Below are 25650 nucleotides of genomic sequence, written 5' to 3'. Positions count from 1 at the left end.
GTCAGCGCCCCTTGATCGCGATCTTGCCGGTATCGAGTTCGAGATCCGCGACGAACTCCACGGGCACGTTGAGCGGCTCGCAGTTGAGATCGGCGCGCACGAGGAAACGCACCTTGAGTTCGGCCGGATCCAGCGCGTGGTCCCGTTCGACGGCAATCGACTTGCGGATCAGCCGTGGCTCGTAGCCCATCAGCACACCAGCCAGATCCTCTCGGATCGTATCGACGCGATGCTCGTCGATCGACAGCCGCGTCAGATCCGGAAAGCCGTGGTTGAGGATGGAGCGGCGCACATGCTCCAGCCCCCCGAGATCGAGCGCGGAGGCGAGGTTGATAGTGTTCACCAAAGCATCGAGGTCGAACGCGATCTCGCGCCTGAGCTTCTGTTCGGTGATGGCGGCGCGCGGCGCCGCACGCCGGTTCGCAATCACGCGCTCGCCGCCCTCGTCCCTCAGGTCGAGCGCAGTCTTCGCATCCTTTTCCAGATGCGCTTCCCGAAAGGCGAACATCAGAGGCGGCCGCAGCCGCTTCTTCGCGATCGGATCGGTCATGTTGCTCCGCCCGGCTGGCAAGGTGCCGGTTCCGGCCGGATCGCCCGGCGTCCTCACGGACGCGGAATGGCGATCCAGCCCCTTTGCCGAGGCATCGGATGGGTCCGAAAGGCGCGTTCCACTTTTCGGTCCGATGCCGGCGGAACCGGCGCCTGCACTACTTCGCGTTGGCCTTGATGTCCCAGGTCATCGTCATCGCCGCATCGAGATCGCCATCGGCCTTCTGCGGCTTGTACTCGAATTTGATCTTGGCGTAGTTCAGCGAGAACTGGTCGGTCGGGATGCTGTTGCCGCCGACGGCATCGCCGGACTGATAGCTCGACACCAGCAGGTCCTCCAGCGTCACGACATAATAGTCCTTCTGCTGCTCGCCCTGCTTGCGGACATAGAGCACCGCCTTCTTGATATGCTTGCCGCTGGCGCAGGCCTGCGCAAGATTGGTCGAGGCCTTGCCGACCTGCGAGGTGAAATGGACGTCCTGGAAGCTCGCCTTGCCGGCGCCGCCGCCGGCATTCGCGGCATGCGAACCGGCGTTCGAGACGCCCCAGGAGAAGGAATCCACCTCGATCGTGTCCTTGTGGGTCTTGTCCTTGCTTTCGCCCTTGATGCCGTCGATCTCGAGCAGGAAGTCGGTAGCCATGTTTACCTCCAGAGTGTGAATGGTGGGATGCTCACTTCCGTGAGCGGACCGGTGGACGCACCTCTCCTGTCGCGCCGCCCGGGCGGGCCGACGCGCCGAAGATTCTCGTTGCCGCCGTCACCTGACGATCAGGTGGCGGTCACTGCTTGGGAGCTGGCAGTCGCGAGACCAGGCTCAGGCCGATATCCATGCCTTCGAGCTGGAAGTGCGGCCGCAGATAGAACTTGGCCGAGTAGTAGCCAGGGTTCTCCTCGTCCTCGAAGACGTCGATGCGCGCGTCGGAGAGCGGGCGCCGCGCCTTCGTCTCTTCGCTGGAATTGACCGGATCGCCGTCGACATATTCGGTGATCCACTCCTGCAGCCAGCGGCGCAGAGGCTCTTTCTCCTTGTAGGAGCCGACCTTGTCGCGAACCATGCATTTCAGGTAGTGCGCGAAGCGCGAGACCGCGAACATGTAGGGCAACCGCGCGGACAGGTTGTCGGAGGCGGTCGCCGCCACGCCGTCCGGCCCCGAGAAGGCCTTGGGCTTGTAAAGCGACTGGGCGCCGATGAAAGCGGCCTTGTCGGTGTTCTTGCGATGGATCAGCGGGATCAGGCCGGACTTGGCCAGCTCCGCCTCACGCCGGTCGCTGATCGCGATCTCGGTCGGGCATTTCAGGTCGATGCCGCCATCATCCGTCGGGAAGGTATGCGTCGGCAGGTTCAGCACCTCGCCGCCCGACTGGACGCCGCGGATGCGGGTGCACCAGCCATACTCCTTGAAGGCGCGGTTGACGTTCACCGCCATCGCATAGGCCGCGTTCATCCAGGCGTATTTTTCGCCACGATGGCCGTCGGTGTCCTCCTCGAAGGCGAACTCCTCGACGGGCTCGGACTTGGCGCCGTAGGGCACGCGGGAAAGCACCCGCGGCAGGCACAGGCCGACATAGCGCGAGTCTGCCGCGTCCCGCAGCCCCTTCCAGGCGGCGTAGTCCGGCGTATCGAAGACCTTGCCGAGATCGCGCGGGTTCGACAGCTCCGTCCAGCTATCCATGCCCATCAGGGTCGGTTCCGCGCCCGCGAAGAAGGGCGCATGGGCCGCCGCCGCGACCTTCGACAGATCGCGCAGGAGCTGCACATCGGTCGGGACATGGCTGAAGTGATAATCGCCGACCAGGCAGCCGAAGGGCTGGCCGCCGAGCTGGCCGAACTCCTGCTCATAGACCTGTTTGAACAGCGGGCTCTGGTCCCAGCGCGCACCGGGATAGGTCTTGAGATTGCGGGCGAGCTCGTTCTTCGAGACGTTCATCACCTTGATCTTCAACTGAGCATCGGTCTCGGAGTTGAAGACGAGGTAGTTGAGTCCGCGCCAGGCGCTCTCGATCTTCTGGTATTCGGGTGCGTGCAGCACCTCGTTCATCTGCTCGGTCAGCTTGGCGTCGAGCCTGGCGATCATCTCCTCGACAGTGTCGATGACATCGCCCTTGATCAGGGTCGAGTCCGCCAGAGCCTGGTTGACCAGGGTCGCGACCGCGTTCTCGACCTCGGTCGCCGCCCGTTCGGTCTTGGGTTTGAAACTCTGCTTGAGGATCGCCGAGAAATCATCGATCTCGCGGGTCTCTACAGCCGCGCCACCGGGCTGCTGGGTTTGTGCTTCCGCTGCCATTGCCGCCTCGCTCGCTTAACCGCCTGACGGACCCTCGATCACATGAGAGCATCGCTTCTGCGAAAACCGGTTCCCGCGTTTTCGCGCAATGCTCACACGGCGGGTCCGTGCCCCTGTCTTCAGTTCGCTGTCTTGTCTGCTGAAGGCTCGCTCTTGCCGAGCCTGTCCTTGAGCGCCGCCATCAAATGCGGATCGGCGAGCAGCGCCTTGATCTGGTCGCTCGCTGCCATCTTGCCGTCCATGTAGCGCAGCAGGTTGGCGAGTTGCTCGCGCGCTTCCAGAAGCTTCGACGTCGCCGGAATCTGGCGGGCGATCGCCGCCGGATTGAAGTCCTCGAACTTTTTGAACGTCAGCGTGACCGAGAGCTTCTCGTCGCTGTTCTCGCTCAGCTTGTTGGCAACGTTGAACGACACGGCGGGCTCGATCGCGGCCATGCGCTGATCGAAATTGTCCATGTCGAAGTCGAGGAACTTGCGCTGCGAGATCTCGGGTTTCTCGATCGCCGATGCATTGCCGGAAAGGTCGGCGAGAACGCCCATGACAAAGGGCAACTCGATCTTCTGCTCGGCGTTATACGGGTCCTCATAGGTGATATGGACCCGAGGTGGTCTGTTACGGCGGATGAACTTCTGCCCTGAATCTCCGGCCATGTTACGCGCCCTCTGCATCCGTGCCACGCCGACGTAACGTGACATCCTATCCGGTTTCACCCATCATCGATATAGTCGCGCCATCGAGACGGAAGGTTCAAAGAAAAGACAAAAGACTGACCTAGCTGTCGCTCTCCGGAATCTGTGCGACATCCGGCAGGATATTGCCGAGAAGCGACATGAAGTCCTGCTGTGCCAGCCCGCAGGCCTTGTCCATCAGCAGCGGCGTCGGATGCGATGGCTCGACCTGGCGATAGAAGGCGGAAATCGCTCTCATCGCGCTGACCGCATCGGCGCGGCTGCCGATCAGGATCGCAGGCGACGCGTGATTTGCAGGCACAGCAGCCGTCGCTGCAGTCGCCGCGGCGCCAGCATCCTCCCCAACCGGCTCGTCGGCGACCGCATCTTCGTCCGCACGACCGCTCTCATCGGGCTCCTCGGAAGCCTCGGCATAGCCAGCCTCAGCCTCGTTCTCTGCCCCGTAGCCATCCGGCGCCGGCAGCCGCTCGAGCGGCAGCCGGAATCGGCGCAGCTCGCCGATCTCGATCACCGCCTTGTCGACATGCTCGGGAAACATGATCTGGATGACCTCGATCAGTGACTTTCCGATCAGCTGCTGCGCTTGTCCGATCAGCAGGACGGCCGGGCTGGAAGGCTCGGTTTTGCGAAAGTAGCCGAGGCATGCGGCCAGCGTATCCTTCACTTGAAGGATGTTCGAAAGGCTGCCGGGACCGAAGCTCGCAGGGCTCGCCGCTGGCACTGGCGCGTCGTTCGCCCCTGGCGCCGCCCCGGCCGGTTGATGGCCCGGAACGCGCCGCGCGACCGCTGCGTCGAGAAAGGCTGCGATCTGGTCGAGAAGCGCCGCCAGGCGCGGAAAGCCGAGCGGATGATCGACACCGACCTTCTCGAGCCAGATCATCTGCAGGCGGCCAAGCGCGTCGCGCGCCGCACCGATATGGCCGAGACTGGCGGTGAGTTCCTCTGCGTCGACTTCCGCCAGCGCGGCGTTGATCGCCCCCGCATCGGGATGCTGCTCGCCCTCGACCAGGCGCGTCTCACCGCTGGCGACGAGCTGGCTGCGGAAGATGAATGGGCCGAGGCGACGGCTGACGAAGAGCGGCGCATGCTGCAGCGGCAGCACCACCGTCGGCAATTCGTCGAGCCCCTGCAGCGCGACTTCGCGCATGACGAAGTCACCGTCCGTCGCCCGCGGGTGAACTTCCTGCCAATGGCTGCCGAGGAGTTCGGCCATGGTTGAGAGGCTGCCCGCAAAACCGGCAACGTCCCGGTTGAGGATCGCCAGCTTGGCCGCGAGCACGAGCAGACGTAGATCGCGCGTGCGTTCAAGCAACTTGCCGAGGTCGGAGAACGCGGCCGGAAACTCGATGCTGGTGCGGTCGAAGGCGACCTGGCGGCCCTCGTCGTCGCGGCGGAAATACGAGGCCGGCAGCGCGACCTCGAGCCGCGCCGTGACGTTCATGAAGTCGTTGTCGTCCTCAAGGTCCGGTCCGCAGGGTTCTTCGGCCGAAACGGATTTCGTCCACTCGGCGAAATTCAAATCCGCCATCGCTCTCCCCGCTCGCAGGCTGGGCGACGAGGGCGGAGCCCGCACCGCCCGGGTCATCGGATCCGGCGCCTCATTCGGTGCGCAGGCGTGTCTCCACCCGGCGATTGTCGCCGGAGAGCGGATCGGCGACGAGCAGCCGCTCCTGGCCGTAACCCTTGGCAACGAGCTTGGCCGGACTCACGCCCTGCTGGCCGAGATAGCGGACCACCGCCTGCGCCCGCCGCTGCGACAGGTTGAGATTGTAGCCGGGCGTGCCGGCGGCGTCGGTATGCCCCTCGACCATGAAGGTCTGCGTGGCGAGCTGCGGCATCTTCAGCGCCTTGGCGAACTCGTCGAGATTGACCTTCGCCTCCGGCTCCAGCACGTCCGAATTGTATTTGAATTTCACCATGAGATCGAAGGCGCTCGGCGGCTTCGCCACCTCGACCGCATGGCCAGCCTTGGCACACTCGGCCTCGGTGCCGACGCACAGGCCGCGCGTGACGGCCGGCTTTGGCGCCGCCGTCGGCCCGAAATGCTTGACGATATCATCGGCCTTGTAGGTCTGCGCCACCGCCGGTGCGGCCACAGTGAGAACCGCAGCGCCGGTCAGTGCGACAAAGGCCATGAAGCCGGACTGCTCGCGCATGGGAACCCTCCCGATAAGTTGCGCCATTCGGCGAACGAAGACTTGAGGAGCCGACGATGACTCCCGCTGTTTGTTGCGTCAAGGCGAATTTAGGTTCAATCGGCGAGGGATTTCGTTGATGTCTGCCAATCTAGGGCAAGGTCAAAGAACCGCGTCATTCACGACGCCGTCTGGCCAAGATGAATTTACACTTATAAAGTTCGAAGCCGACGAAGCTTTGAGCGAATTGTTTACATATAACATCGAGGCGGCAAGCAAAACGGAGAACGCCGACCTGCAAAGCATCATGAGCGAAAAATGCTCGATCAAGTTCACGCTGAAGAACAAGAGCGAGCGGGTTCTGAACGGCACTCTGGTCGACGCACAGTGGCTAGGCCAGCAGGATGATCTTCACATCTACCGCTTCACGCTGAGGCCTTGGCTCTGGCTGCTCTCGCAACGGGCGGACTGCCGGATTTTCAAGAACAAGACGGCGCTGGACATCGTCAAGGAGATCTTCGGCAAGGAAGGCTCCGCGAGCTTCGAGGACAGAACGAGCGAGCCTCTCCAGCCGATCGACTACTGCGTGCAGTATCGCGAGACCGATCTCGATTTCGTGCTGCGGCTGATGGAGCAGTACGGAGTCTACTACTACTTCAAGCACAGCGACGGCGACCACAAGCTGGTGCTCTGCGACTCCCGCTCCGGCCATGACGAGGTCACGGCGGCGGCCGAGCCCAGCTTCCAGGGCGCGGCTTCGGCCTATGCCTTCGTGCCGCAGGGCAAGCGCTTCCCTCGCTCGCAGGTCGAGCATCTCACCCATTGGTCGACGATGCGCCGCCTGCGAAGCGGCAAGTTCGAGCTCAAGGACTATGATTTCGAGAAGTCGGAATCCGACCTGACGGCCAGGGCCGAGGAAGGCTTCCCGAAGGCGAGATCCTACGAGGCCTATGACTATCCCGCCGCCTACACCAGGCGCGACCGCGGCGAGCATTTTGCCCGCGTGATGGCGCAGGCCGAACAGGCCAAGGACGACCGGCGCTATGCCGGCGGAGACGCAGCCAGCCTTTATCCGGGCGCGCTGATGAAGCTCTCCGACCATCCGGCCGGTGCCGAGAATGCCGAATACCTCGTCGTCCGCGCCAGCCATGCCTACGGCATCCAGAGCTATCGCTCCTCCGGCCGGCAGGATGAGGCGCTCTATCACGGCTCCTACGAGTTGCAGAAAAGCGACCGCCGTTTCCGCGCCCCGCTCGTGACGCCACGCCCCACCGTCTACGGACCGCATACGGCCAAGGTCGTGGGCGAGCGCAACCAGGGCGAGGAAGGCGATATCGACGTCGACGAGTACGGCCGGGTCTGGCTGCGCTTCCATTGGGACCGCGAGGACGGCTCCACCTCCTGCCGCACGCGCGTCGCGCAGATGTGGGCCGGCAAGAACTGGGGCGGCCAGATCATCCCGCGCATCGGCCAGGAGGTGATCGTCGAGTATATCGAGGGCAATCCCGACCTGCCGATCATCGTCGGCGCCGTCGTCAACGACCAGCACAAGCCGCCCTATGATCTGCCGGCGAACAAGACCCAGTCCGGCCTCAAATCGGAATCGACCGACGGCGTCGGCTTTCCCGATTGCTACAACGAGATCAAGTTCGAGGACCGCAAGGGCCAGGAAGTCTTCGAGATGCACGCCGAGAAGGACCATAAGGTCGTGGTCAACAACATCGAGACGCGCGAGATCGGCGAGAACTTCCAGAGCGGCGGCTATTCGCGCAAGACGACGCTCCTGCAGGGCGACGACAAGCTCGACGTCCAGAACGGCAAGCTCGATGTCGAGGCGCTGACCGAGATCAACCTCAAGGTCGGCGAGAGCAAGATCAAGATGACGCCGGGCAGCATCGAAATCACTTCGCCCAGCATCAAGATCAAGAGCGTCGGCATCACGGAGGTCGGCAGCGACGGCACCGTCGTGATCAAGGCTCCTATGGTGACGATCAACTGAAAACGGCCGGAATCGCCATGTCACGCCTGCGCTTCAGCACCGCCCGCGAGGTGTTCGAGACCTTTCCCTCGGCACATGAGGCCGTCACCATGCCGCCGACGGTCGAGCCGCCGCTTGCTTTCCTGGCCCGGCTTGCCAAGGGTCCCGCGCCGACGGAGGCGATCGGCTTCTGCGCCTTCCTGTTGCCGCGGCGCGAAGCCGTCTGGTGGGGGCTGCAGGCCGTGCGCGCGATGCAGCCGCCCGGCACGCAGGACTCCTGCCTTGCCGCCGCCGAAGCCTGGGTACGCGAGCCCGGAGATCGCACGCGCTTCGAGGCGCTCAAGTTCGCCCAGGCCGGGGACCGCGCCCGGCCCGGCACCTGGGTCGCCTGGGCGGCCGGCTACTCCGGCGGCAGCATGGTCGAGAGCCACGGCGTGCCCTGCCCGCCCGATCTCACCGCCAAGATGATGCGCATCGCCGTGCTCAACGCCCTCAACCGCCTGCCCTCACGCGACCGCGAGGGCGCCTTGCATCGCTGCATCGAGGCGTGCATTCGTTTGGCGGAAGACGATGCCGGCAAGCGCTGACCCGCAGATCGCAACGGGACGTCCGCGATGGCGCTGACACTGACGATCGAGAACCAGACGTCCCTGCCGGATGGCGGGCCGCTGAGCGTGACTGCCAGCGGCGGGCGCGGCCTCGATATCGGCCGTGACCAGCATCTCGATTGGGCGCTTCCGGACCCGAGCCGCGCGGTTTCCGGCCGGCATTGCGAGATCCGCTTCCGCGACGGCGCCTGGTGGCTGCGCGACATCTCGACCAACGGCACCTATGTCAACGGCGGCGAGCATCGCGTCCAGTCGCCCTACCGGCTCCAGAACGGCGACCGGCTGGAGATCGGCCACTACATCATCGCCGTGACCATCCAAGACGAAGCCGGGCAGGCCCAGCCGGAATCCTCTTCGCCGCCGCCTAATGCGGTTCGGCCCGAAGCATTATGGGAGGGAAGCGAGGAGGCGGCCCCGCCCATTGCCCGCCGCGACCTGATGCCGCCGAGCCACGCCAGGCCCGTGCATGCGAGCTTCATCGACTGGGCTGCCGACATTCCCGCTCCCGATGCCACCCCGGCCCCACAACCTGCTCCCGGCTGGCCATCGCCCGCATCGCAGAGCGACGATTTCGCCTGGGCGCCCCTCCAGCCGGCGCCCGCGCCGCCGGCCGAACCGGTCGCACCCATCCCGACGCCGCGCCGCCCTCCGGCAAGCCCTGCTTCGGCGCATCCTTGGGACGAGCCCACCCCCAGTCCTGCAACGACGGAAGCGTCAGCCGGGCCCACGGCGCCGATCGTCGGGCCTGCCCCGGCCTTCCCGCCCGCCCCTTCGATTCCGAATGGCCCCTCGCCGATCTCGATGGGCGAGTTCATGCAGCGCTTCGCCAGAGGCGCGGGCGTCTCGCCGCAATCCCTGGCGACGCAGGACCCCGGCGCCTTCGCCGAGCAGCTCGGCGGGCTGATGCGGCTGATCGCGGAGGAGCTGAAGGCCCTGCTCGCCGCCCGCGCCGAGAGCAAGCGCATCGCCCGCAGCACCAGCCAGACGATGATCCAGGCGCAGGACAACAACCCGCTGAAATTCTCGCCGACGGTGGACGATGCCCTGCAACTGATCTTCGGAGAGCCGCGCAGCGGCTATCTCGATGCCAAGCGCGCCTTCGACGAGAGCTTCCGCGACCTGAAGGCCCATCAGATCAAGACCTATTCGGCCATGCAGCACGCGCTGAAGATGCTGGTCGAGGACCTCGATCCGCAGGCCATCGCGGAGGGCACGGCGCAGGATGGCGGCATCGGCGGCCTGCTCGGCTCGCGCAAGGCCAAGATGTGGGACGCCTATGTCGCGCGCTGGGAGGCCAAGACCGCGCCTTACGAGAACGGCCTCGTCGACGCTTTCATGATCTATTTCGCCGAATGCTACGATCGCGGCGGCAAATAGTCTCTGACGTCATGCTCGGGCTTGACCCGAGCATCTCGGAAACCAGAACCGTCTCTGGCAGGAGATTCTCGGGTCGGAGCTTCGCCCCGCCCGAGAATGACGCGCTACTACCGCTTCGCCGCAACCGCCGTGATCTCGATGCCGTAGCCCGGAGAGGCCAGTTTCGCCTCGACGGTTGCGCGGGCCGGAGCATGGCCAGGCGCCACCCATTTGTCCCAGACCGCATTCATCTCGCTGATCTTGGCGATGTCGGTCAGGAAGATCTGGACGCTGAGGATGCGCTCCTTGCTGCTGCCCGCCTGCGCCAGCGTGTCCTCCAGCAGCGCCAGCACCTCCTCGGTTTGCTCGGTCAGGGAGCGCCCTTCGGTCTGCTCCGGCACATGGCCGGCGAGGAAGACGATGCCGTTGAAGATGGCGGCGTCGCACCAGCGTGCTGTCAGCCCGATGCGTTCGATGGTCATGATAGCGATCCTGTCGGCGGGTTGGATGAAGCCGCCGGCTTCGCCCGCCCGCCACAGCAGGTCAAGCCGGCGGCAGCGCCAGGATCTCGCGGATCGCGCGCGGTTGGAGCTGCCGCGGAAGCTCGTCCATCGCCGCCTTGTAGTAGCCGAGGATGCTGAGCTGCTCATAGGTCGCCCAGATAGACTCGTCCGCGAAAGCCGCGGCGCGCTCGTCCAAGTTCATGATCATGCCGTATTCGAGGCCGCCGGGCTCGCCATAGACGATCGGCGGCGGCGTCGGCTTGCTGCGCTTCTGCGCCTCTGCCGCCGCGAAGGCGGCGAGCGCCTCCGGCTGCCAGATCTGATTGTAGGCCGCCAGGATGTCGCCGACCGGATCGCCTCTGGCCGCCAGGATCTGCCGACAGGCGTCGGCGAAGGCGTCGGTCAGACCATTCGCCTCGGCGGCTGAATCGGCCTTGTTGTAGTCGGCGCCGAGCGGCTCGACATAGGCGAAGAGGTTTTCGAGCTGCCGCGCCGCCGGCCCCGACAAAAACAGCCAGGGAAAGGCTCCGTCGATCGAGATCTGCCCGGGCAGGAGATGCGCCGCCTGCTCTCCGTCGTCGGCACGGAAGAACTGGCGGATCGCCGCCGTGCAGCTCACATTGGGCACCGGCAGCAGGGGCCGCTTGCGCCGGGCCGGATCCCGGATCAGCGCCATGAAGCAGAGCGCCTCAGCCACGCGGCCATTGCGGGCCATGCCATGGTTCAGCGCACGGCGCTGGTCGGAAGAAAGCCGCTGGACGATCTTGTGGCGGAAGCGCTCGCTCTTCGCCTCGTCCCTGTCCGGAACCGTCCGCCTGTTCTTGCCCATCGCGTCACCAGCAAAGGAAGCGCTTCGCGATCAACGGCTTGCGCCATTTTCCTGAATCGATCCGGGATCATCCGCCGATGACGACCGTCGGCAGGCCCATGATGATCTTGTTCGGCGGCCCAAGCGCCTCGACGATCGTATCGCCCATCCGGCAGGCCGGCAGATTGTTGATCAGCACGCTCTGCGATCCATCGACGACGACGCCCAGACCGTGCGGCACGGGAGGTGGCACGGGTGTCAGGCAGTTATGAATGTCGGCGCCGCCGGAGGCGCCGGTGATCAGCGCGCCCATGCTGGCGGAGACCGCGTTCTTCGTCGCGATCTCGGCCGCCAGGGCGGCCGGCGCGCCGGGAGTGCCGGCAGCGGCGAGCGTCGCGGCCTCGGCCGCCTGGACGGTCGCGTCTGCGGATGCCTTCGCCGACTGGATCGCCGCGGCCGCAGCGGCCGGGACGCCGCGCCAGGCCAGCAGACTGCCGATCAGCACGTTCGGGCTGCCTGGGCCGGGCTGAAGAATGCCCGGCAGGGGGTGGATCACGGGGTCGGTGGTGCGAGCCGCAGGCCCTTTCGGCATGATCGCTCCCTCGGTGATCGCTCCCTGGCCGGAACGGGTTCGGCAGCGACAGCACTGCGCCGAATTTCCCGACGCCGCATCCTTCAAGTCAATGACGGCGGCCGGCGCGCGGGCGCGCTAGCATTCCCTTGGTGACGCTGGGTTATCGCCCGGATAAACTCGCCATGCCTGCCTTCGAGTGAGCGAGACCGGAATGTCGTGGTACAGCAAGGTCGTCTGGTCGGAGGGGCTGTTCCTCAGGCCGCATCACTTCCAGCAGAGCGATCGTTACCTCGAGAATTTGCTGGAAAGCCGCGTCAGGACCATCACGCCCTATCCGTGGGGCTTCTCCGTATTGGAGATCGACCGCGACCTCGCCCAGCAGAGCCGCATCGGCCTGCGCCGTGCCGTCGGCGTGATGCCGGACGGCACGCCCTTCGCAATGCCGGACAACGCCCCGCTGCCGGCCGCGATCGAGGTGCCGGAGAACGCCGCAGGCCAGCTCGTCTGGCTCTCGCTGCCGCTCGCCGCCGCCAATACGCGCGAGGTCGAGGATGCCTTGAACGGCTCGGCCAGCCGCTATGTCCCTGCCAACGAAATGCTGATCGATTCCACCGCATCGCTGCGCACCGAGGAGGAGATCGACGTCGCCCATCCGCGCCTGGCGCTGGAGCTGCGCAAGACCGCCAAGGCCGGCTATGTGGGCTTAGCTCTCGGCCGCATCCTCGAAGTGCGCGACCGCGCCGTGCTCTTCGACGAGAAATTCGCCCCGCCGGTGCTGGTCTGCTCGGCCTATCCCGTCATCGAGGGTTGGCTCGACCGCGTCATCGGCTGGATCGACAACAAGCTGGAGGAACTCGCCCGCTACGCCGCCGACCCGACGGCGGGCGGCGGTTTGCAGAGCGCCGACTATTTCGTGCTCCAGCTCCTCAACCGCAGCATCCCCGTGCTGAAGCATATGCGCCGCTCGCGCTTCATCCATCCCGAGCGGCTGTTCACGACCTTCCTCGCGCTTGCCGGCGAGCTCGCGACCTTCACCACGGCCGAGCGCCGCGCCCGCGACTATCCAGCCTACGATCACGACGATCTGGAGAACTGCTTCGCCCCGGTGGTGCGCGACATCCAGGACTACCTCTCGGCCAATCTCGGCCGCCGCGCCATCCGGCTCGAGATCGTCGAGCGCGCGCCCAACGCCTTCATGTCGACGATCCGCGACCGCAGCCTCGTGCGCAACGCGACGCTCGTGCTGGAAGTCGCGGCGCGCCGGCCGCTGACCGAGATCCAGGCGCAGTTCCCGCAGCTCTTCAAGGTCGGCCCCAACACCAAGATGAACGAGATCGTCCATGCCCATCTGCCGGGCATCAATCTCGTCCATCTGCCGACGCCACCGCCACAGATCCGCGCACTCACGGATCATGTATACTTCTATCTCGACCGCACCTCGCCGCTCTGGCCGGAGTTCAGTACGGCGAGTTCGATCGGCATGCATTTTTCCGGTGACTGGCCCGATCTCGAGCTCGAGCTCTGGGCCGTTCTGGAGGGCAGGCGATGAGCAACGACGGTTCGTCCGACCCGTTCGGCCGTTCCGAGCGAACCATCATCCGGCCGAACCCCGGCGGGCGCCGCACGCCCCTGCCGCCCGCTCCCGCCGCGCCCACGCCGGGCCCGCCGCCGGCACCCCAGCCCTATCAGCCGCCGCAGGTCCCCTCGCCCGGCGTGCCCGGCGGCGGCGACGAGTGGATGTCGCAGCCGGCGCCGATCCCGCAGCGTCCGCAGGCGCCGCCGCCTCCCGGCGGCGGACAATCCCTGCCGCGCCGCGAGCAATTGCTGACGCCCAACGCCAATCCGCTGCTGCGCGCCGCAGGCCCGCTGCTGCTTCTGCTCGGACGGATGCGGGCGAATCTCTCCAACGCTCCCTTCGCCCAGCTCCTCGGCCAGGTCGGTGAGTCCATCGAAGCCTTCGAGCATGAGGTTCGCGCCGCCGGCGTATCGGCCGAGACGGCGCAGACTGCTAAATATGTGCTGGCTGCAACCGCCGACGACATCGTCCAGAACATCCCCGGCGACGACCGCCACGTCTGGACGCAGTACAGCATGCTCTCGCGTTTCTTCGGCGAGCGTATCGGCGGCGTGCGCTTCTTCGAGATGCTCGACAAGGCCAAGGCCGATCCGTCGGTCAATTACGATCTCCTGGAACTGATGCATGCCTGCCTGGCGCTGGGTTTCCAGGGTATCCATCGGACGTCCGCGGGCGGCGCCAACAACCTGCAGATGATCCAGCGCAACCTGTTCGAGACGTTGCGCCGGGTGAAGCAGCCCGATCCGGAACTGTCGCCGCGCTGGCGTGGACAGGCGATAGCCGCCACCGTGGCAGGCTTCAAGATCCCGGTCTGGTCGGTGGCGGCGATCGCAGGCGTCGCCCTGCTTGGCGTCTACTTCGTCTTCCGCGCACTGCTCTCGGGCAATGCCGAAGCGGCCTCGACCGCCCTGCTCTCGGTCCACCCCAAGGGCGAAGTCGGGATCATGCGCAAGGTCTTCTCGGCCCCGCCGCCGCCTCCGCCCCCTCCGCCACAGCCGCCCAAGGTTTGCGCCGCGGTGCAGCCGCCGATCGTCTGCCTGGTGACGCCGAACGTCGTCATCGTCCGCCTGACCGGCATCACCCTGTTCGAGCCCGGCCAGGCCGCCGTGCGCGCCGAGTTCCAGCCATTGATCGAGCGCATCGCCGCCGTGCTGGAGCAGGAGGGTGGCGCGGTGAAGGTCGTCGGCCACACCGACAACGTGCCGATCCGCACAGCCCGCTTCCCCTCCAATGTCGAGCTTTCGCAGGCGCGGGCCAAGGCGGTCGGCGACATGCTGAAAACCAAGCTCAGCAAGCCCGACCGCATCGGCTTCGAGGGCAAGGGTGCGGACACGCCGATCGCCCCCAACGCCACCCCCGCCGGTCGCGCCCAGAACCGGCGCGTCGAAATCCTGATCCAGCGCCAGGGCTGAGGAGGCGCGCATGAATCTCGCCACCTGGCTCCGCATCCTCGCCATCCTGATCGGCGCGCTCGCGCTTGCAGCGCTGATCTGGTTCGGCGGCCCCTTCCTCGCCTTCGGCGAGGTCAGGCCCTTCGAATCCTTCTGGGTGCGGATGCCGATCGCCGTGCTGCTGCTCCTGGGTGCGCTCGGCTGGATCGCTCTCATCGTCGTCCGCCGCCGCAAGGCCACCGCGGCGCTGACCGAGGCGCTGGAAAAGGAGGAGTCGACCGGCGACGGCGCTGCCCTCTCCAGCGCCATGAAGGACGCGCTCACGACCCTGAAGAGCGCGCGCGGCAAGGGCGGCGGGGACTATCTCTACGACCTGCCCTGGTACGTCATCATCGGCCCGCCCGGCGCCGGCAAGACGACTGCGCTGGTCAATTCGGGGCTGAAATTCCCGCTGGCGCGCGGCACGACGCCCGCCGCAGTCGCCGGCGCAGGCGGCACGCGCTATTGCGACTGGTGGTTCGCCGAGGATGCGGTGCTGATCGACACCGCCGGCCGCTACACCACGCAGGACATTGACACCAAGGCCGAGAAGACGAGCTGGTTCGCCTTCCTCGACCTGCTCAAGACCAACCGCCCGCGCCAGCCGATCAACGGCGTGCTTGTGGCGATCAGCGTCGAGGACCTGCTGACCTCATCGCCGGAAGAGATCGCCGCCCATGCCGACGCTATCCGGTCTCGCCTGCTTGAACTGCACGAGCGGCTGAAGGTCGATTTCCCGGTCTATGCCGTCTTCACCAAGGCCGACCTGATCGCCGGCTTCAACGAGTTCTTCGGCGCTCTGACCGAGCCACAGCGGCGCATGGTCTGGGGCCACACCTTCCAGACCGCCGACAAGACCCGCAACATGATCGGTGATGTGCCGCCGGAATACGACGCGCTGATCGAGCGATTGAACGAGCGCCTGCCCGACCGTTTGCAGGACGAGCACAACCCGACCTCGCGCGCCCAGATCTTCGGCTTCCCCAGCCAGATGGCGACGCTGAAACGCTCGATCGTCGACTTCCTCACCCGTGTCTTCGAGCAGACGCGCTACCACGCCAACGCGACCTTGCGCGGCTTCTACTTCACCTCGGGCACGCAGGAGGGAACGCCGATCGACCAGTTGATCGGCGCGCTCTCGCGCAATTTCGGCTCTGATCATGCTGGCGCGGCCGCTTTCTCCGGCAAAGGCAAGAGCTATTTCCTCACCGAGCTTATCCAGAAGGTTGTGATCGGCGAATCGGGCTGGGTCTCGACCGATCTCGGCGCCGCACGGCGCACGACAGCTTTGCGCATCGCCGGCTTTGCGGCCGTCGCACTCCTGTCGCTCGCAGCCCTCGGCCTTTGGTGGACGAGCTTCTCGCGCAACAGCGACCTGATCACCGCGACGAATTACGGCCTCTCGGATTATCGCAGCGCCGCCGCGCCTGTGCTGCAGGAAACCACGATCTCCGACCGCAATTTCAGCCGCATCCTGCCGCTGCTGCACAAGCTCCGGAACATGCCGGCCGGCTATGCGACGCAGGACGAGCCGACGCCGACGCTCGCCACCTTCGGGCTCAGCCAGCGCGAGCGCCTGCAGAACGCGGCCGAGATCACCTATCAGCAGGCGCTGGAGCGGATGCTGCGACCGCGCATCATCTTCCGCCTGGAGGAGCAGCTCGAGCAGCAGGCCAACAATCCCGGCTTCGTCTACGAGGCGCTCAAGGTCTACATGATGATCGGCGGCCAGGCGAAGCTGGACCGCGACCTCGTGACGTCCTGGATGCGGCTCGACTGGGCCGAGAACCTCTTCCCCGGCCCCGTAAACGCCAAGGGCCGCGAGGCGCTGGAGGAACACCTGACCGCCATGCTCGACCTCGACGAGGGTGATACCGAGCCGATGGTCAAGCTCAACCAGTCGCTGATCGAGCAGAGCCAGCGCACCCTGCGCCGCCTCAGCATCGCCGAGCGCGCCTATGAACTGCTGAGGACGCAGGCCCGCAGCGAGAGCCAGAAAGACTGGGTCGTCTCGCAGCGCGGCGGCTCCGACGTCCGCTTGGTCTTCGAAGGCGTCAGCGGCGAGGATCTCGACCAGATCCGCGTGCCGTATTTCTATACCTATGACGGCTTCCAGAACGCTTTCATCGGCCGGCTCGGCGACATCGGCGACCGCATCGAGAAAGAGCGCTGGGTGCTGGGCGAGAATGTCGACCAGCAAGCGATCACGTCCCAATACGCCACGCTGTTCCAGGACCTGATGAAGCTCTACAGCCGCGACTATATCGCGACCTGGCAGAAGACGTTGAAGCGGCTGAAGCTGCGTCCCCTCAACGCCGACAAGCCGCGCTACGTCGCCCTCAGCGCCATCTCGGCGGCGACCTCGCCATTCAAGCAGATCCTCGAATCCCTGCGCGACGAGACACAGCTCACCAAGGAACGTCCCAACGCGAAGAAGGCCGTGGCAGAGACACTCGCGAAAAACGCGGCGCAGACGCTCGACCAGCGTGCCAGCCAAGCGCTCGGCCGCCTCGGCACCAACCTCCCGATGGCCTCGGCCGGCGTCGACCGCGTGCTTGCCGGCGGCAACGACGTCACGCTCGGCGCGGATATCGAGAGCCAGTTCAAGCCCTTCCACGTCCTTGTCGACGGCGATCTCGGCCGCCGGCCGGTCGACCAGTTGCTGCAGACTTTCTCAGAGATCAACCAGAACCTGGCCACCGCCGCGACCAATCCAGCCCAGTCGGCGGCGGCGAACGCCACGCTGGTGCCGTTGATCGCGACCTTGCGCGCCAATTCCTCGCGCTACCCCGCCCCCTTCGACGGCATGATCATCCAGGCGGTCAACGACTTCGAGGGAGATGCGACCGGCGCCACTGTCGCATTGCTCAGGCAAGCACTCGCCGAGCAGGTCACCGGCGTCTGCAACGAGATCGTCACCAACCGCTACCCCTTCACCAAAGCGAGCGCCCGCGACGTGCCGCTCGCCGATTTCGCCCGGCTCTTCGCGCCCGGCCAGATCATGGACAAATTCTACAAGGAGCGGTTGGAGCCCTTCGTCGACACCTCCAAGCCGCAATGGGGCTGGCGCGCCGACAGCCGCATCGCCCGCGCGCTGTCGCCGACGACCTTGCGCGAATTCCAGCGCGCCAGCGAGATCAAGGAGGCGTTCTTCCCGACCGGTGGCAACCTGCCCTCCTTCCAGATGGTGGTGACCCCGACGGCGCTATCGGCCGACGCCTCCAACGCCAAGCTCGAGATCAACGGCTTCACCGTGACCAGCCAGCAGGGCGTCAACACGCCCGCCCCCGTGATGTGGCCGGGCGGCGGCGTCGGCAAGACAGCGGTAACGCTGACGCTCGGCGGCGGCAGCAGCAACAACTCCGGCGGCATGTTCGGCGGCGGCTTCTTTTCCTCGGGCTCGCAGGGACCTCAGGGCGAGGCCAAGCTCTTCGACAAGGACGGCACCTGGTCGTTCTTCCGCCTGCTCGATGCCGGCTCGGTGCTGAAGCAGGGCGACAATGTCGGCTTCACGCTCGCTGCCGGCGGCCGGCAGGTCGGCTATTCCTTCGGCGTCGGCTCGCTCAAGAACCCGCTGATCCTGCCGGCGCTGCGGGAGATCCGCTGCCCTTCGGGGATCTGACAGGGTGGCCTGCGGCCTCTTCGGCAAGCTCCCGGCCAAGCGCGACTTCATCGCGCTGAACGCTCCCTCCGGCTTCCTCGGGCCTTACGAGAAATGGCTGCAGGGCGGCTTGACCGCGAGCCGGCTCGAACTCGGCAGTCGTTGGCAGGATGCCTATCTCAACGCCCCGATCTGGCGCTTCTGGCTCGGCGGCGCCCATGGCGGGCAGACGGTGGCGGGCGCCTTCATGCCCTCGGTCGATGGCGTCGGCCGCTATTTCCCGCTGACGGTCTTCGCCGCCGCCGGTCAAGGCGTTGCCATCCCGCCGCCCGAGCTAGACCCGCAGGACCAATGGTTCGAGGCCGTCGAGGATTTCCTGCTGCAGGCGCTCGATCCGGGCGCAAGCTACGAAGCCGTGGCGCAGCGGCTGACCGCCCTGCCCGTCCCCAACGACCATCATCTCGCCGCCCCGCCACAGGACATGGTGCGCCTCTCGGACGGCACCATCGTCAGCGCCGCGATCACCTCCGGCTTCCCGGAACGGCTCGCGGCCCTGCGCGTCGAAGATCATGCCCGGGCCTATGCCCATGCCTGTTATCTCTGGACCGTCGGCGGGCCGAATTTCGAGCCGCTGGCGCTGACGGGACAGTCCCTGCCCGACCCCTATCTGTTTTCAGGCTTGCTGACCGGCCGCTTCGATGCCCATCTCCAACCCGAGCGCATCGGCTCATGAGGGTTGCGCCATGATCGACACCCCGCGCGAGGCCTCCGATTTCGAGACCGGCTGCATCAGCCACACCGGCAAGGTGCGCAAGGCCAACGAAGACAACTTCATCCTCCGCCCCGAAATCGGCCTCTGGGCCGTGGCTGATGGCATGGGCGGCCACGAAAATGGCGCGCTCGCCAGCGCGACCGTGGTCGGGGCGCTGGAAGCGGTCGGAACGGCCAGCTCGGCGCCCGATCTGCTCGCCATGCTGGAAGGCAGCGTGCTCAAGGCCAACCAGACCCTGCGCGAAGAGATCCATCGGCACGGCGCGACAATGGGCGCAACCCTTGTCGCGCTGCTCATCCACCACAGCCATTTCGCCTGCCTCTGGTCGGGCGACAGCCGGATCTATCTCGTCCGCGGCGGACATATCGCGCAGGTCTCGCGGGATCACACCGAGGTACAGGACATGGTCCACCGTGGCCTGCTGACACCCGACGAAGCCAGGCGCTCGCCGCGCCGCCATGTCATCACCCATGCGATCGGCGTCCATGAGCGCCCGGAGCTCGATCTGGAAAACGGCGAGATCGCCGATGGCGACGCCTTCGTCCTCTGCTCGGATGGCTTGACCGAGCATGTCGCCGACGGAGAGATCCTGCAGGCCGTAAAGGCCGGCGGGGCGCAGGCCGCCTGCGACGCCCTGCTCGCGCTGACGCTCGAACGTGGCGCGCACGACAACGTCACGATCGTCATCGTCCGCTATCGGCAGGGCACGCCAGAGAAGACCCTCTGGATGCCAAACCGGCGCGTGCAGGGCGCCGGCACGCCAGGGAGCACCACGCCATGAGCGACGACTCCGAGCGCACCGTCTTCGCGCCGCGCGCGAATGCCCGCATCGGCACGCGGCTCAATGGCATCTACGAGATCGAGAGCCTGATCGCGGTCGGCGGCATGGGCGAGGTCTATCGCGGCCGCGCCATCCAGACCGGCGACGCGGTCGCGATCAAGATGATTCGGCCCGACATGGCGCGCGACGAGGCCGTGATCGCCCTGTTCCGGCGCGAGGCCGCGGCCCTGCACAACCTCTATAACGAAGCGATCGTCCGCTATTACGTCTTCGCCATCGACCCCGCATCGGAGACGCCCTATCTGGCGATGGAATTCGTTGACGGCCAGCCGCTCTCCGAGCGCATCAAGGAGCGGCCGCTGACGCTGGAGGAAGCCGACATCCTGCGCCAGCGCGTCGCGCCGGGGCTGCACGCCGCCCATAGGCTCGGCATCGTCCACCGCGACATCTCGCCGGACAACATCATCCTGCCCGGCGGCGACCCCTCCCGTGCAAAGATCATCGATTTCGGCATCGCCCGTTCGAGCATCCTCGGCGAAGGCACGGTCATCGGCTCCGGCTTCGCCGGCAAATACAACTATGTCTCGCCCGAACAGCTCGGTCTCTACGGCGGCGAGATCACCGGCCGTTCGGACATGTATTCCTTCGCGCTGGTGCTGGCGCAGGCCGTGACCGGCCGCGCCGTCGATATGGGCGGCTCCCAGGTCGACATCCTCGACAAACGCCGCCGCCTGCCCGATCTCTCGGGCGTCGATGCACGCCTGCGTCCGCTGCTCGCCCGCATGCTGGCGCCCGATCCGAAGGACCGCCCGGCCGACATGGCGGAGGTCGCGGCCTGGCAATCTCCTGCGGCAGGAAAGAGGACCGCAGCCTCATCCGGCACAACCGGGAAGGCGCGCTCGCCGATGGCGCTCGTCGCGGGCGTCGGGGTGCTGGCATTGCTGGCTGGCGGCGGCTTCTATGCCTGGAGCACGCTGCAGGCCGACCAGGCGGCCCAGACGGCGCGGCTGCAGCAGGCCGCCCCGCCTTCCCTCTCCGAGCGGCCGTCTTCGACCGCCGACGGCACCGCCGCCAGCAATGGCGTGCCACCTCTGGCGGAAGCTCCAGCGGTGCCGCCGCCGCAATCCGCACCCGCCCCCAGCACCACAGCCCAGCCGCCTGCCGCACCGGCCCTTGCGTCGCCTGCGACGCCACCGCCTGCCGCACCGGCGCCGCAGAATACTGGAACGCCGCAGACCGCAACCAACGTCGAACCGGCGCAGCCTTCGCGCCCGCCCGCTGCCGAGCCTGCCGTCAAGCCGCCGTTGCCCGAGGCGAAGCCCGCCGAGAAGCCTCAGGCCACGGTCATGCCGCCACCGCCTTCCATCCCGCCCGCGAATCCGCCGGCTTCGCACGCCCAGCCAGCTATGGCCCGGGAGCCCGAGCCGCGCACGCCCGCCGAACGCGTCGAGCGCTATGTTCGCGATTATGACGGCGGCCCCTGTTTCTTCCTCTGGCCGCAGGAGATCGGCGACCGCAGGGCGACGCTGGAAGGCTTCGGCAGCGCCGCGGCACCCTTCATCGCCTTCGACAACGCCTTCAAGGCCGCACAGGGCTTCGAGGCCCAGATCAACCTGCGCCCGGTCACCGGCGCTCAATGCCCGATGGTCGATTTCCTGCGCCAGCCCGGCATCGGGATCGATCGCAGCCCCCGCCTGCAGATCGGCGCCTTCAACATGAAGAGCGGCGATGCCCTCAACGGCTCGGTCGATGCCGGTGGCGGCCAGAACCTGGATGTCGTGCTGATCGGCGACGACGGGCTGGTCTACAATCTCGAGAGCTTCATAAAGCGCGAAGGCGGCAAGGTCACTTTCAACCTCAAGCTCGAATCGACCGGCGGGGCGGCGCGTCCGCAGACAGTGCTCGCGCTCGTCAGCCAGGAGCCCCTGCCGGCCCTCTCCGGCCCCAACCCGGCGCCGGCCAACGAATTCTTCGCCAATCTCAAGCTCGATTTGGCCCGGCAGACCGGCAAGCTCGGCCTCGCCATCAAGTATTTCCGAATCGAGTAGGTTCCGGGCGAAGCGTCATTCTCGGGCGGAGCGAAGCGCAGACTCCAGAATCGCTTGCAGGAGATGCTCGGGTCGAGCCCGAGCATGACGGAGCCTGCCCGGCGCACCTCTCCCTCACTCCTCCCGATAGAGCACGCCCCACTCGTCCTGCCAGACGCCGTCGGCATCCGCGACAACGATCGGCGCCCGCAGTTCGTTGGCGAGGCGGATCGCCGTGCGGAAGGCGTCTTTCGCCGACAGCTCGTCACTGACGAAATCATTGACCAGATGCCCGGTGGCCAACTCGGCCGGGCAGAGCACGCGGCCGAAGGCCTCGCCGCCGCGCTCGCTCAGGCTGAGCGTGATCGCATCGGCCTGCGGCGCGTCGACCTGCTCGAAACGGTTCGCCGGCATGAGCTTTCTCCTTTCGAGGCCTCCCGAGGCGGGAGGAAATGGCCGCAGGCGGGATCGCGCGCGGCGAAACACGTCATTTCTTCGGCTGCGGGCGCGCCAGCCCCGGCCCCATGCTCGGCCTGACCGCGCTGTAACGATCGAGCCTGATCTTGATCATGTCGTTGAACTTCTTGTGGACCTCGGAGACCGAGAGCGTCTTGGTCTCGCCCCCGGCATCGGCATAGAAGATCGGCCGATTGGCCTGGGCAGGCTTGGGCAGCAGTTCCGCCGCCTTGACGCCCGGCGTCTCCTCCATCGTCTCGATGAAGGTCTGCGCCGCGTCCGGGCCGAGGAAGTGGATCAGATAGATCTCGCCGCCGGTGAGATGGCGTCCCATGGCCCGCTCGAGCCGCAACGTGTCGCGCTTGAGCATCTCCGCGGCCAGCAGCGCCGAGATATAGGGCTCGCGCCGCATGTCGAGGATGCGTTGGCGCTGCGCCCCGTCGGAGACGAAGAACTGCCGGCCGGAGCGCCCGATCAGCTTCGCCTCCGGAACGAGCCCGTGCTTGGCGCCGAATTCGGAGATCACGCCGAGCCAGGTCTGCTCGATGAATTGATAGAGCCCCGTCGCCGAGGAGGTCTGAGCCTTCACGGCGGTCGAGAAGGAGGATTCCTTGTCGGCCACCGCCATCAGCAGCGTCGGATCGGCGCCAACGATCTTGCTCGCGCGCACGATCGTGTCGACCAGATGCCGGCGAATCTTGATCGGCCCGAAGGTCAGGATCTGGTCGGGATCGCCGCTGGAAATCTGCGGCGGCGGTTGCGGGGCGCCGCTGGGCGTGACCGGCCCCGTCGGCGCGCCCTGCATCTTCGGGGGCACCAGCAGAATGTTCGACGGCAGTTGCAGCTGATTGACCGGTACCTGCTGCGTCGGCTGATCCTCCTGCGGTTTGATCGCGGCCAGAGACGGATCGTTGTCGAGCGCGAACTGAGCCGCCTGCCGGGCGCCCTCCAAATCCTGCTCGACCGAGGACAGGATGAGCGAAGGCCGGGCCGGGCCGTCCTTGAGGGCGGGAGCATCCGTCGCCGCGACATCCTCCGTCGCGGCCTGTAACGGCCGCTCCGGCTGCTGCAAACGCGCATATGCGAGGCCGAGCACCGCTGCCGCGATACAGGCGATGCCGCCTCCCACGACAGCGATCGCCGCGCCTCGGGAAAGACCCTTCCTCGGCGCCGGAGCCTGGACGGCTCCTCCTTCAGGCGAAGCAGACTTCTTCGCTGCAAGCGCTGGCGAACCTACAGCCGAAGCAGGCGCCGAAACCGATGACTGCGCCTTTGCGGCCGGTCCGGCGGGCTTGGCAGAGCCCGCCTTCCCGAGCGGTGCGATGACCGGCGGCGCTGCTGGCTGGGCGCGAACCAGCTCACCCATTGGCGAGCCCGTGCCATTGCTGACCGAGCGCCGCAGATCTGCGAACCAGGCCGCATTGCTGCGTTCGCCGAGCGCCGAAAGTTGGTCGACGAGCCGCTGCGCCGTCATTTGTGGGACGGTGGCCTCCCGCGCGATCGCCGCAGCCGCGCTGGCGCCGGGCTGCTCGGCCACGGTCTTCAAGGCGAAGAACCAGAGCTGCAGAGGCGTGCGCCGGCTCTCCATCGGCGTGCCGGCGGCGGGGTGGATCATGTAATGGCAGTGGTTGCAGGCGAAGCCCCGCAGCCTCAGTCGCATCTCGAACGAGGCGCCGCGCCCACAGGCCGGGCAGGCCATGATCGTCCCGCCATGGCGCAGGCGCATCAGCTCGGCGAGGCAGGCCTCCTCCGGAAACAGCGCCTGGAATTGCCGGAAGCGCTCGCTCATCCCGATGGTCCGCGCCTCATCGTCCGTGGCGCAAGGTTACGCCCGGTATCGCGGGGCAACAATCCTCAAGCGCGCAGCAATGCGAGGCGGGCGACATCCTTCAAATGCATTGCCACCTCCGCCGCCGTCGCCCGCTCCGGCAGGTTGGTGACCGCGATGCCGGCAGCCCTGGTCTCGGCCAGGAAGGCGTTGATGTCGTCGAGCAGCATGCGCTGGTCACGCGAGCCGTCGAGCAGACTGACGAATTTCCTGACGACGAGGCTGTCGAGCTGCACGGTGCGGTGGCGCAGATCCGTGACCTCCAGGGCGCTCGACGCCTGCCAGCGTGCGATGTCGCTGGCGGCGGGCTTCTCGCTGATCTCCGTCGTCAGTGCCGGCGGCTCCAGCCGGATGTCGAGCAGCCCCGCCTTGAAGATCGCGATCAGCGCCTCGTCCAGCCGCCCCACCTCATGATCGAGATCGGGACCGAGTTCACCGGCCGCCTCGCGGCAGGAGCGCGCGACCAGCTCCTCCCAGGTGATGCTGGCCGGCCAGATCGCGCTCATGACGCCGAGCGCCGCCTTGCAAAGCGGTAGATCGACCGAAAGCCGCACGCCCTCGTCGAACTCGAAACGCTCGACGCCCGGCCTTGCCTCCTCCGTCGCCTGCTGGGCCACCCGCGCATTGGCCGCGAGGTAGTAAGGCCGCAGCGCATCGGCCCGGATGCCACGCCGCAAGGGCAGCTCGGTGCGGCAGAGCAGCGTCTCGCGGAAGGCGCGGCCGATCAGCAGGTCGAGCATCTGCTCGCGCCGCGCCGCCTCCTCGACCGGGATTTGCGCCAGGAGCTGCTGGGCAGGCCCCTTGGCGGCTCCATAGAGGTTCGGGAACGACGCTTCCGCCAGAAATTGCAGCCCATGCCGCCCGGCGGCGGAAAGGACCTCGTGCAGCGCAAAAGCCCGCGCCCCGGCGTTCAGGTCGTCATGATAGAAGACATTGTCAGGCAGCTCGTCGATCTGCTTCAGGCGCTGGCGCAGCGCCGCGCCGTGATAGCTGTCGGGATCGCTGGCTTCGGCGACGTCCTTGAGCGCCGCGCGCGCCACCCGCACCCGCTCGCGCGGCTCGTCGATATCGCGGACCGCATAAAGCATGACATCCCGCGCCAGATCGCGCAGGCGGCAGCCCGGCAGCGCGTTGTAGCTGACATAGGCGACGCCTTGCGGCGCCAGCAACTCGCCGAACAGCGCGACGATCCGCTCCCGCACCGGATCGGGCACCCAGGAATAGACGCCATGGACGATGATGTAATCGAAGCGCCCTAGGTCGGCTGTCAGCTCCAGGATGTCCTCCTGCCGGAACGTGACATTCGACAGGCCGAGCTCTGCTGCATTGGCGTTCGCCTGCCGGATCGAATCCCCGCTGAGGTCGATGCCGAGGAATCGGCTCCGCGGATATTGCGCCGCCATCGGGATCAGGTTGCCGCCCCGCCCGCAGCCCAGTTCCAGCACGCGCATCTCCGATGGCAACGCCGGACTCATGCCGTGGAAATGCGCGATGGTCGCCAGCCTGGCCGGATGGGTCTGCGAGAATGAATGGCCGGGATAGGCCACCGCATCATAGGGGTTGATCGCTGAAGCGTTCGTCATGGCCGCTCGCCCGGCTGCATTCCGCCCATTCCAGCCCAGCCGCCTTTCGGATGCCTCATCCATTTGAAGGAGCGGCCAAGCCATCGGCGGCGGGCCTGCGGCGCGACACG

General features: G+C 66.6%; 21 protein-coding genes. 9 read left to right on the top strand and 12 right to left on the bottom strand.

The window, feature by feature from the left end; translation table 11 throughout:
- Position 1: 1 nt before the first annotated feature.
- From AC1DEZ_RS08170 to AC1DEZ_RS08145, 6 genes are all read right to left on the bottom strand, one after another.
- The gene (locus tag AC1DEZ_RS08170) at positions 2–550 is read right to left on the bottom strand and encodes a GPW/gp25 family protein (RefSeq protein WP_476779330.1); all 549 of its coding nucleotides are present in this window, start codon (positions 548–550) and stop codon (positions 2–4) included.
- Positions 551–707: 157 nt separating this feature from the next.
- A complete protein-coding gene (locus tag AC1DEZ_RS08165; protein WP_441512859.1) occupies positions 708–1190 on the bottom strand; it encodes an Hcp family type VI secretion system effector in 483 nt (160 codons plus the stop codon).
- A 139-nt stretch (positions 1191–1329) separates the two neighbouring features.
- Complete coding sequence (tssC, locus tag AC1DEZ_RS08160; RefSeq protein WP_441512860.1) at positions 1330–2835, bottom strand: type VI secretion system contractile sheath large subunit; 1506 nt, start codon at positions 2833–2835, stop codon at positions 1330–1332.
- Positions 2836–2954: 119 nt separating this feature from the next.
- Positions 2955–3485 carry a type VI secretion system contractile sheath small subunit gene (tssB, locus tag AC1DEZ_RS08155; protein ID WP_476779329.1) on the bottom strand — a complete coding sequence of 177 codons (531 nt, stop codon included), beginning with the start codon at positions 3483–3485 and terminating at the stop codon, positions 2955–2957.
- 121 nt (positions 3486–3606) lie between these two features.
- Positions 3607–5052, bottom strand: a complete 1446-nt coding sequence (locus AC1DEZ_RS08150) for a type VI secretion system protein TssA (protein ID WP_476779328.1) — start codon at positions 5050–5052, stop codon at positions 3607–3609.
- Between the two features lie 70 nt (positions 5053–5122).
- A complete protein-coding gene (locus AC1DEZ_RS08145; RefSeq protein ID WP_476779327.1) occupies positions 5123–5680 on the bottom strand; it encodes an OmpA family protein in 558 nt (185 codons plus the stop codon).
- A gap of 118 nt (positions 5681–5798) precedes the next feature.
- On the opposite strand from AC1DEZ_RS08145, the gene AC1DEZ_RS08140 reads away from it, so the two are divergent.
- The 3 genes from AC1DEZ_RS08140 to tagH are packed head-to-tail and all read left to right on the top strand — an operon-like array spanning position 5799 to position 9622.
- Positions 5799–7658: a type VI secretion system Vgr family protein gene (locus AC1DEZ_RS08140; protein WP_476779326.1), complete on the top strand. Its 1860-nt coding sequence runs from the start codon at positions 5799–5801 to the stop codon at positions 7656–7658.
- Positions 7659–7675: 17 nt separating this feature from the next.
- On the top strand, positions 7676–8224 hold the full coding sequence (locus AC1DEZ_RS08135) for a DUF6931 family protein (RefSeq protein ID WP_441512865.1): 549 nt from the start codon (positions 7676–7678) through the stop codon (positions 8222–8224).
- A gap of 27 nt (positions 8225–8251) precedes the next feature.
- The gene (gene tagH / locus AC1DEZ_RS08130; RefSeq protein WP_441512866.1) at positions 8252–9622 is read left to right on the top strand and encodes a type VI secretion system-associated FHA domain protein TagH; all 1371 of its coding nucleotides are present in this window, start codon (positions 8252–8254) and stop codon (positions 9620–9622) included.
- A 107-nt stretch (positions 9623–9729) separates the two neighbouring features.
- Here the strand turns inward: tagH and AC1DEZ_RS08125 are convergent, their stop codons facing one another.
- From AC1DEZ_RS08125 to AC1DEZ_RS08115, 3 genes are all read right to left on the bottom strand, one after another.
- Positions 9730–10083: a RidA family protein gene (locus AC1DEZ_RS08125; protein ID WP_476779325.1), complete on the bottom strand. Its 354-nt coding sequence runs from the start codon at positions 10081–10083 to the stop codon at positions 9730–9732.
- Between the two features lie 61 nt (positions 10084–10144).
- Entirely contained in the window at positions 10145–10933 is a 789-nt protein-coding gene (locus AC1DEZ_RS08120; protein WP_476779324.1) for a hypothetical protein, read from the bottom strand.
- A gap of 67 nt (positions 10934–11000) precedes the next feature.
- The gene (locus AC1DEZ_RS08115; RefSeq protein ID WP_476779323.1) at positions 11001–11504 is read right to left on the bottom strand and encodes a PAAR domain-containing protein; all 504 of its coding nucleotides are present in this window, start codon (positions 11502–11504) and stop codon (positions 11001–11003) included.
- Between the two features lie 193 nt (positions 11505–11697).
- On the opposite strand from AC1DEZ_RS08115, the gene tssK reads away from it, so the two are divergent.
- Genes tssK through AC1DEZ_RS08085 form a run of 6 tightly spaced genes read left to right on the top strand, consistent with a single transcriptional unit; the run spans position 11698 to position 21694 of the window.
- Entirely contained in the window at positions 11698–13035 is a 1338-nt protein-coding gene (gene tssK, locus AC1DEZ_RS08110; protein WP_476779322.1) for a type VI secretion system baseplate subunit TssK, read from the top strand.
- Entirely contained in the window at positions 13032–14474 is a 1443-nt protein-coding gene (gene tssL / locus AC1DEZ_RS08105; RefSeq protein ID WP_476779321.1) for a type VI secretion system protein TssL, long form, read from the top strand. The genes tssK and tssL overlap by 4 nt, the downstream gene beginning before the upstream one ends.
- A 10-nt stretch (positions 14475–14484) precedes the next feature.
- A complete protein-coding gene (gene tssM / locus AC1DEZ_RS08100) occupies positions 14485–18114 on the top strand; it encodes a type VI secretion system membrane subunit TssM (RefSeq protein WP_476779320.1) in 3630 nt (1209 codons plus the stop codon).
- Positions 18115–18118: 4 nt separating this feature from the next.
- Positions 18119–18826, top strand: coding sequence for a type VI secretion system-associated protein TagF (gene tagF / locus AC1DEZ_RS08095; protein WP_476779319.1), 708 nt, complete (start codon positions 18119–18121; stop codon positions 18824–18826).
- 10 nt (positions 18827–18836) lie between these two features.
- Positions 18837–19646: a PP2C family protein-serine/threonine phosphatase gene (locus tag AC1DEZ_RS08090; protein ID WP_476779318.1), complete on the top strand. Its 810-nt coding sequence runs from the start codon at positions 18837–18839 to the stop codon at positions 19644–19646.
- Complete coding sequence (locus tag AC1DEZ_RS08085; RefSeq protein WP_476779317.1) at positions 19643–21694, top strand: serine/threonine-protein kinase; 2052 nt, start codon at positions 19643–19645, stop codon at positions 21692–21694. The genes AC1DEZ_RS08090 and AC1DEZ_RS08085 overlap by 4 nt, the downstream gene beginning before the upstream one ends.
- Positions 21695–21808: 114 nt before the next feature.
- Here the strand turns inward: AC1DEZ_RS08085 and AC1DEZ_RS08080 are convergent, their stop codons facing one another.
- The 3 genes from AC1DEZ_RS08080 to AC1DEZ_RS08070 form a co-directional block, all read right to left on the bottom strand.
- Positions 21809–22087: a hypothetical protein gene (locus AC1DEZ_RS08080; RefSeq protein WP_476779316.1), complete on the bottom strand. Its 279-nt coding sequence runs from the start codon at positions 22085–22087 to the stop codon at positions 21809–21811.
- A gap of 73 nt (positions 22088–22160) precedes the next feature.
- Positions 22161–23918 (bottom strand): transglycosylase SLT domain-containing protein, encoded by a 1758-nt coding sequence (locus tag AC1DEZ_RS08075; RefSeq protein WP_476779315.1) that lies wholly within the window; start codon positions 23916–23918, stop codon positions 22161–22163.
- Positions 23919–23983: 65 nt separating this feature from the next.
- The gene (locus tag AC1DEZ_RS08070) at positions 23984–25540 is read right to left on the bottom strand and encodes a methyltransferase regulatory domain-containing protein (RefSeq protein WP_476779314.1); all 1557 of its coding nucleotides are present in this window, start codon (positions 25538–25540) and stop codon (positions 23984–23986) included.
- Positions 25541–25650 lie beyond the last annotated feature (110 nt).

It is taken from the genome of Allobosea sp. 10L422, from assembly GCF_056395345.1.
This window is presented reverse-complemented; position numbering and strand designations above follow the sequence as displayed.

Excerpts from the sequence above, each read along its gene's own strand:
- AC1DEZ_RS08170 (WP_476779330.1), bottom strand. The coding sequence starts at position 550 with ATGACCGATCCGATCGCGAAGAAGCGGCTGCGGCCGCCTCTGATGTTC.
- AC1DEZ_RS08165 (WP_441512859.1), bottom strand. The coding sequence starts at position 1,190 with ATGGCTACCGACTTCCTGCTCGAGATCGACGGCATCAAGGGCGAAAGC.
- tssC (WP_441512860.1), bottom strand. The coding sequence starts at position 2,835 with ATGGCAGCGGAAGCACAAACCCAGCAGCCCGGTGGCGCGGCTGTAGAG.
- tssB (WP_476779329.1), bottom strand. The coding sequence starts at position 3,485 with ATGGCCGGAGATTCAGGGCAGAAGTTCATCCGCCGTAACAGACCACCT.
- AC1DEZ_RS08150 (WP_476779328.1), bottom strand. The coding sequence starts at position 5,052 with ATGGCGGATTTGAATTTCGCCGAGTGGACGAAATCCGTTTCGGCCGAA.
- AC1DEZ_RS08145 (WP_476779327.1), bottom strand. The coding sequence starts at position 5,680 with ATGCGCGAGCAGTCCGGCTTCATGGCCTTTGTCGCACTGACCGGCGCT.
- AC1DEZ_RS08140 (WP_476779326.1), top strand. The coding sequence starts at position 5,799 with ATGTCTGCCAATCTAGGGCAAGGTCAAAGAACCGCGTCATTCACGACG.
- AC1DEZ_RS08135 (WP_441512865.1), top strand. The coding sequence starts at position 7,676 with ATGTCACGCCTGCGCTTCAGCACCGCCCGCGAGGTGTTCGAGACCTTT.
- tagH (WP_441512866.1), top strand. The coding sequence starts at position 8,252 with ATGGCGCTGACACTGACGATCGAGAACCAGACGTCCCTGCCGGATGGC.
- AC1DEZ_RS08125 (WP_476779325.1), bottom strand. The coding sequence starts at position 10,083 with ATGACCATCGAACGCATCGGGCTGACAGCACGCTGGTGCGACGCCGCC.
- AC1DEZ_RS08120 (WP_476779324.1), bottom strand. The coding sequence starts at position 10,933 with ATGGGCAAGAACAGGCGGACGGTTCCGGACAGGGACGAGGCGAAGAGC.
- AC1DEZ_RS08115 (WP_476779323.1), bottom strand. The coding sequence starts at position 11,504 with ATGCCGAAAGGGCCTGCGGCTCGCACCACCGACCCCGTGATCCACCCC.
- tssK (WP_476779322.1), top strand. The coding sequence starts at position 11,698 with ATGTCGTGGTACAGCAAGGTCGTCTGGTCGGAGGGGCTGTTCCTCAGG.
- tssL (WP_476779321.1), top strand. The coding sequence starts at position 13,032 with ATGAGCAACGACGGTTCGTCCGACCCGTTCGGCCGTTCCGAGCGAACC.
- tssM (WP_476779320.1), top strand. The coding sequence starts at position 14,485 with ATGAATCTCGCCACCTGGCTCCGCATCCTCGCCATCCTGATCGGCGCG.
- AC1DEZ_RS08090 (WP_476779318.1), top strand. The coding sequence starts at position 18,837 with ATGATCGACACCCCGCGCGAGGCCTCCGATTTCGAGACCGGCTGCATC.
- AC1DEZ_RS08085 (WP_476779317.1), top strand. The coding sequence starts at position 19,643 with ATGAGCGACGACTCCGAGCGCACCGTCTTCGCGCCGCGCGCGAATGCC.
- AC1DEZ_RS08080 (WP_476779316.1), bottom strand. The coding sequence starts at position 22,087 with ATGCCGGCGAACCGTTTCGAGCAGGTCGACGCGCCGCAGGCCGATGCG.
- AC1DEZ_RS08075 (WP_476779315.1), bottom strand. The coding sequence starts at position 23,918 with ATGAGCGAGCGCTTCCGGCAATTCCAGGCGCTGTTTCCGGAGGAGGCC.
- AC1DEZ_RS08070 (WP_476779314.1), bottom strand. The coding sequence starts at position 25,540 with ATGACGAACGCTTCAGCGATCAACCCCTATGATGCGGTGGCCTATCCC.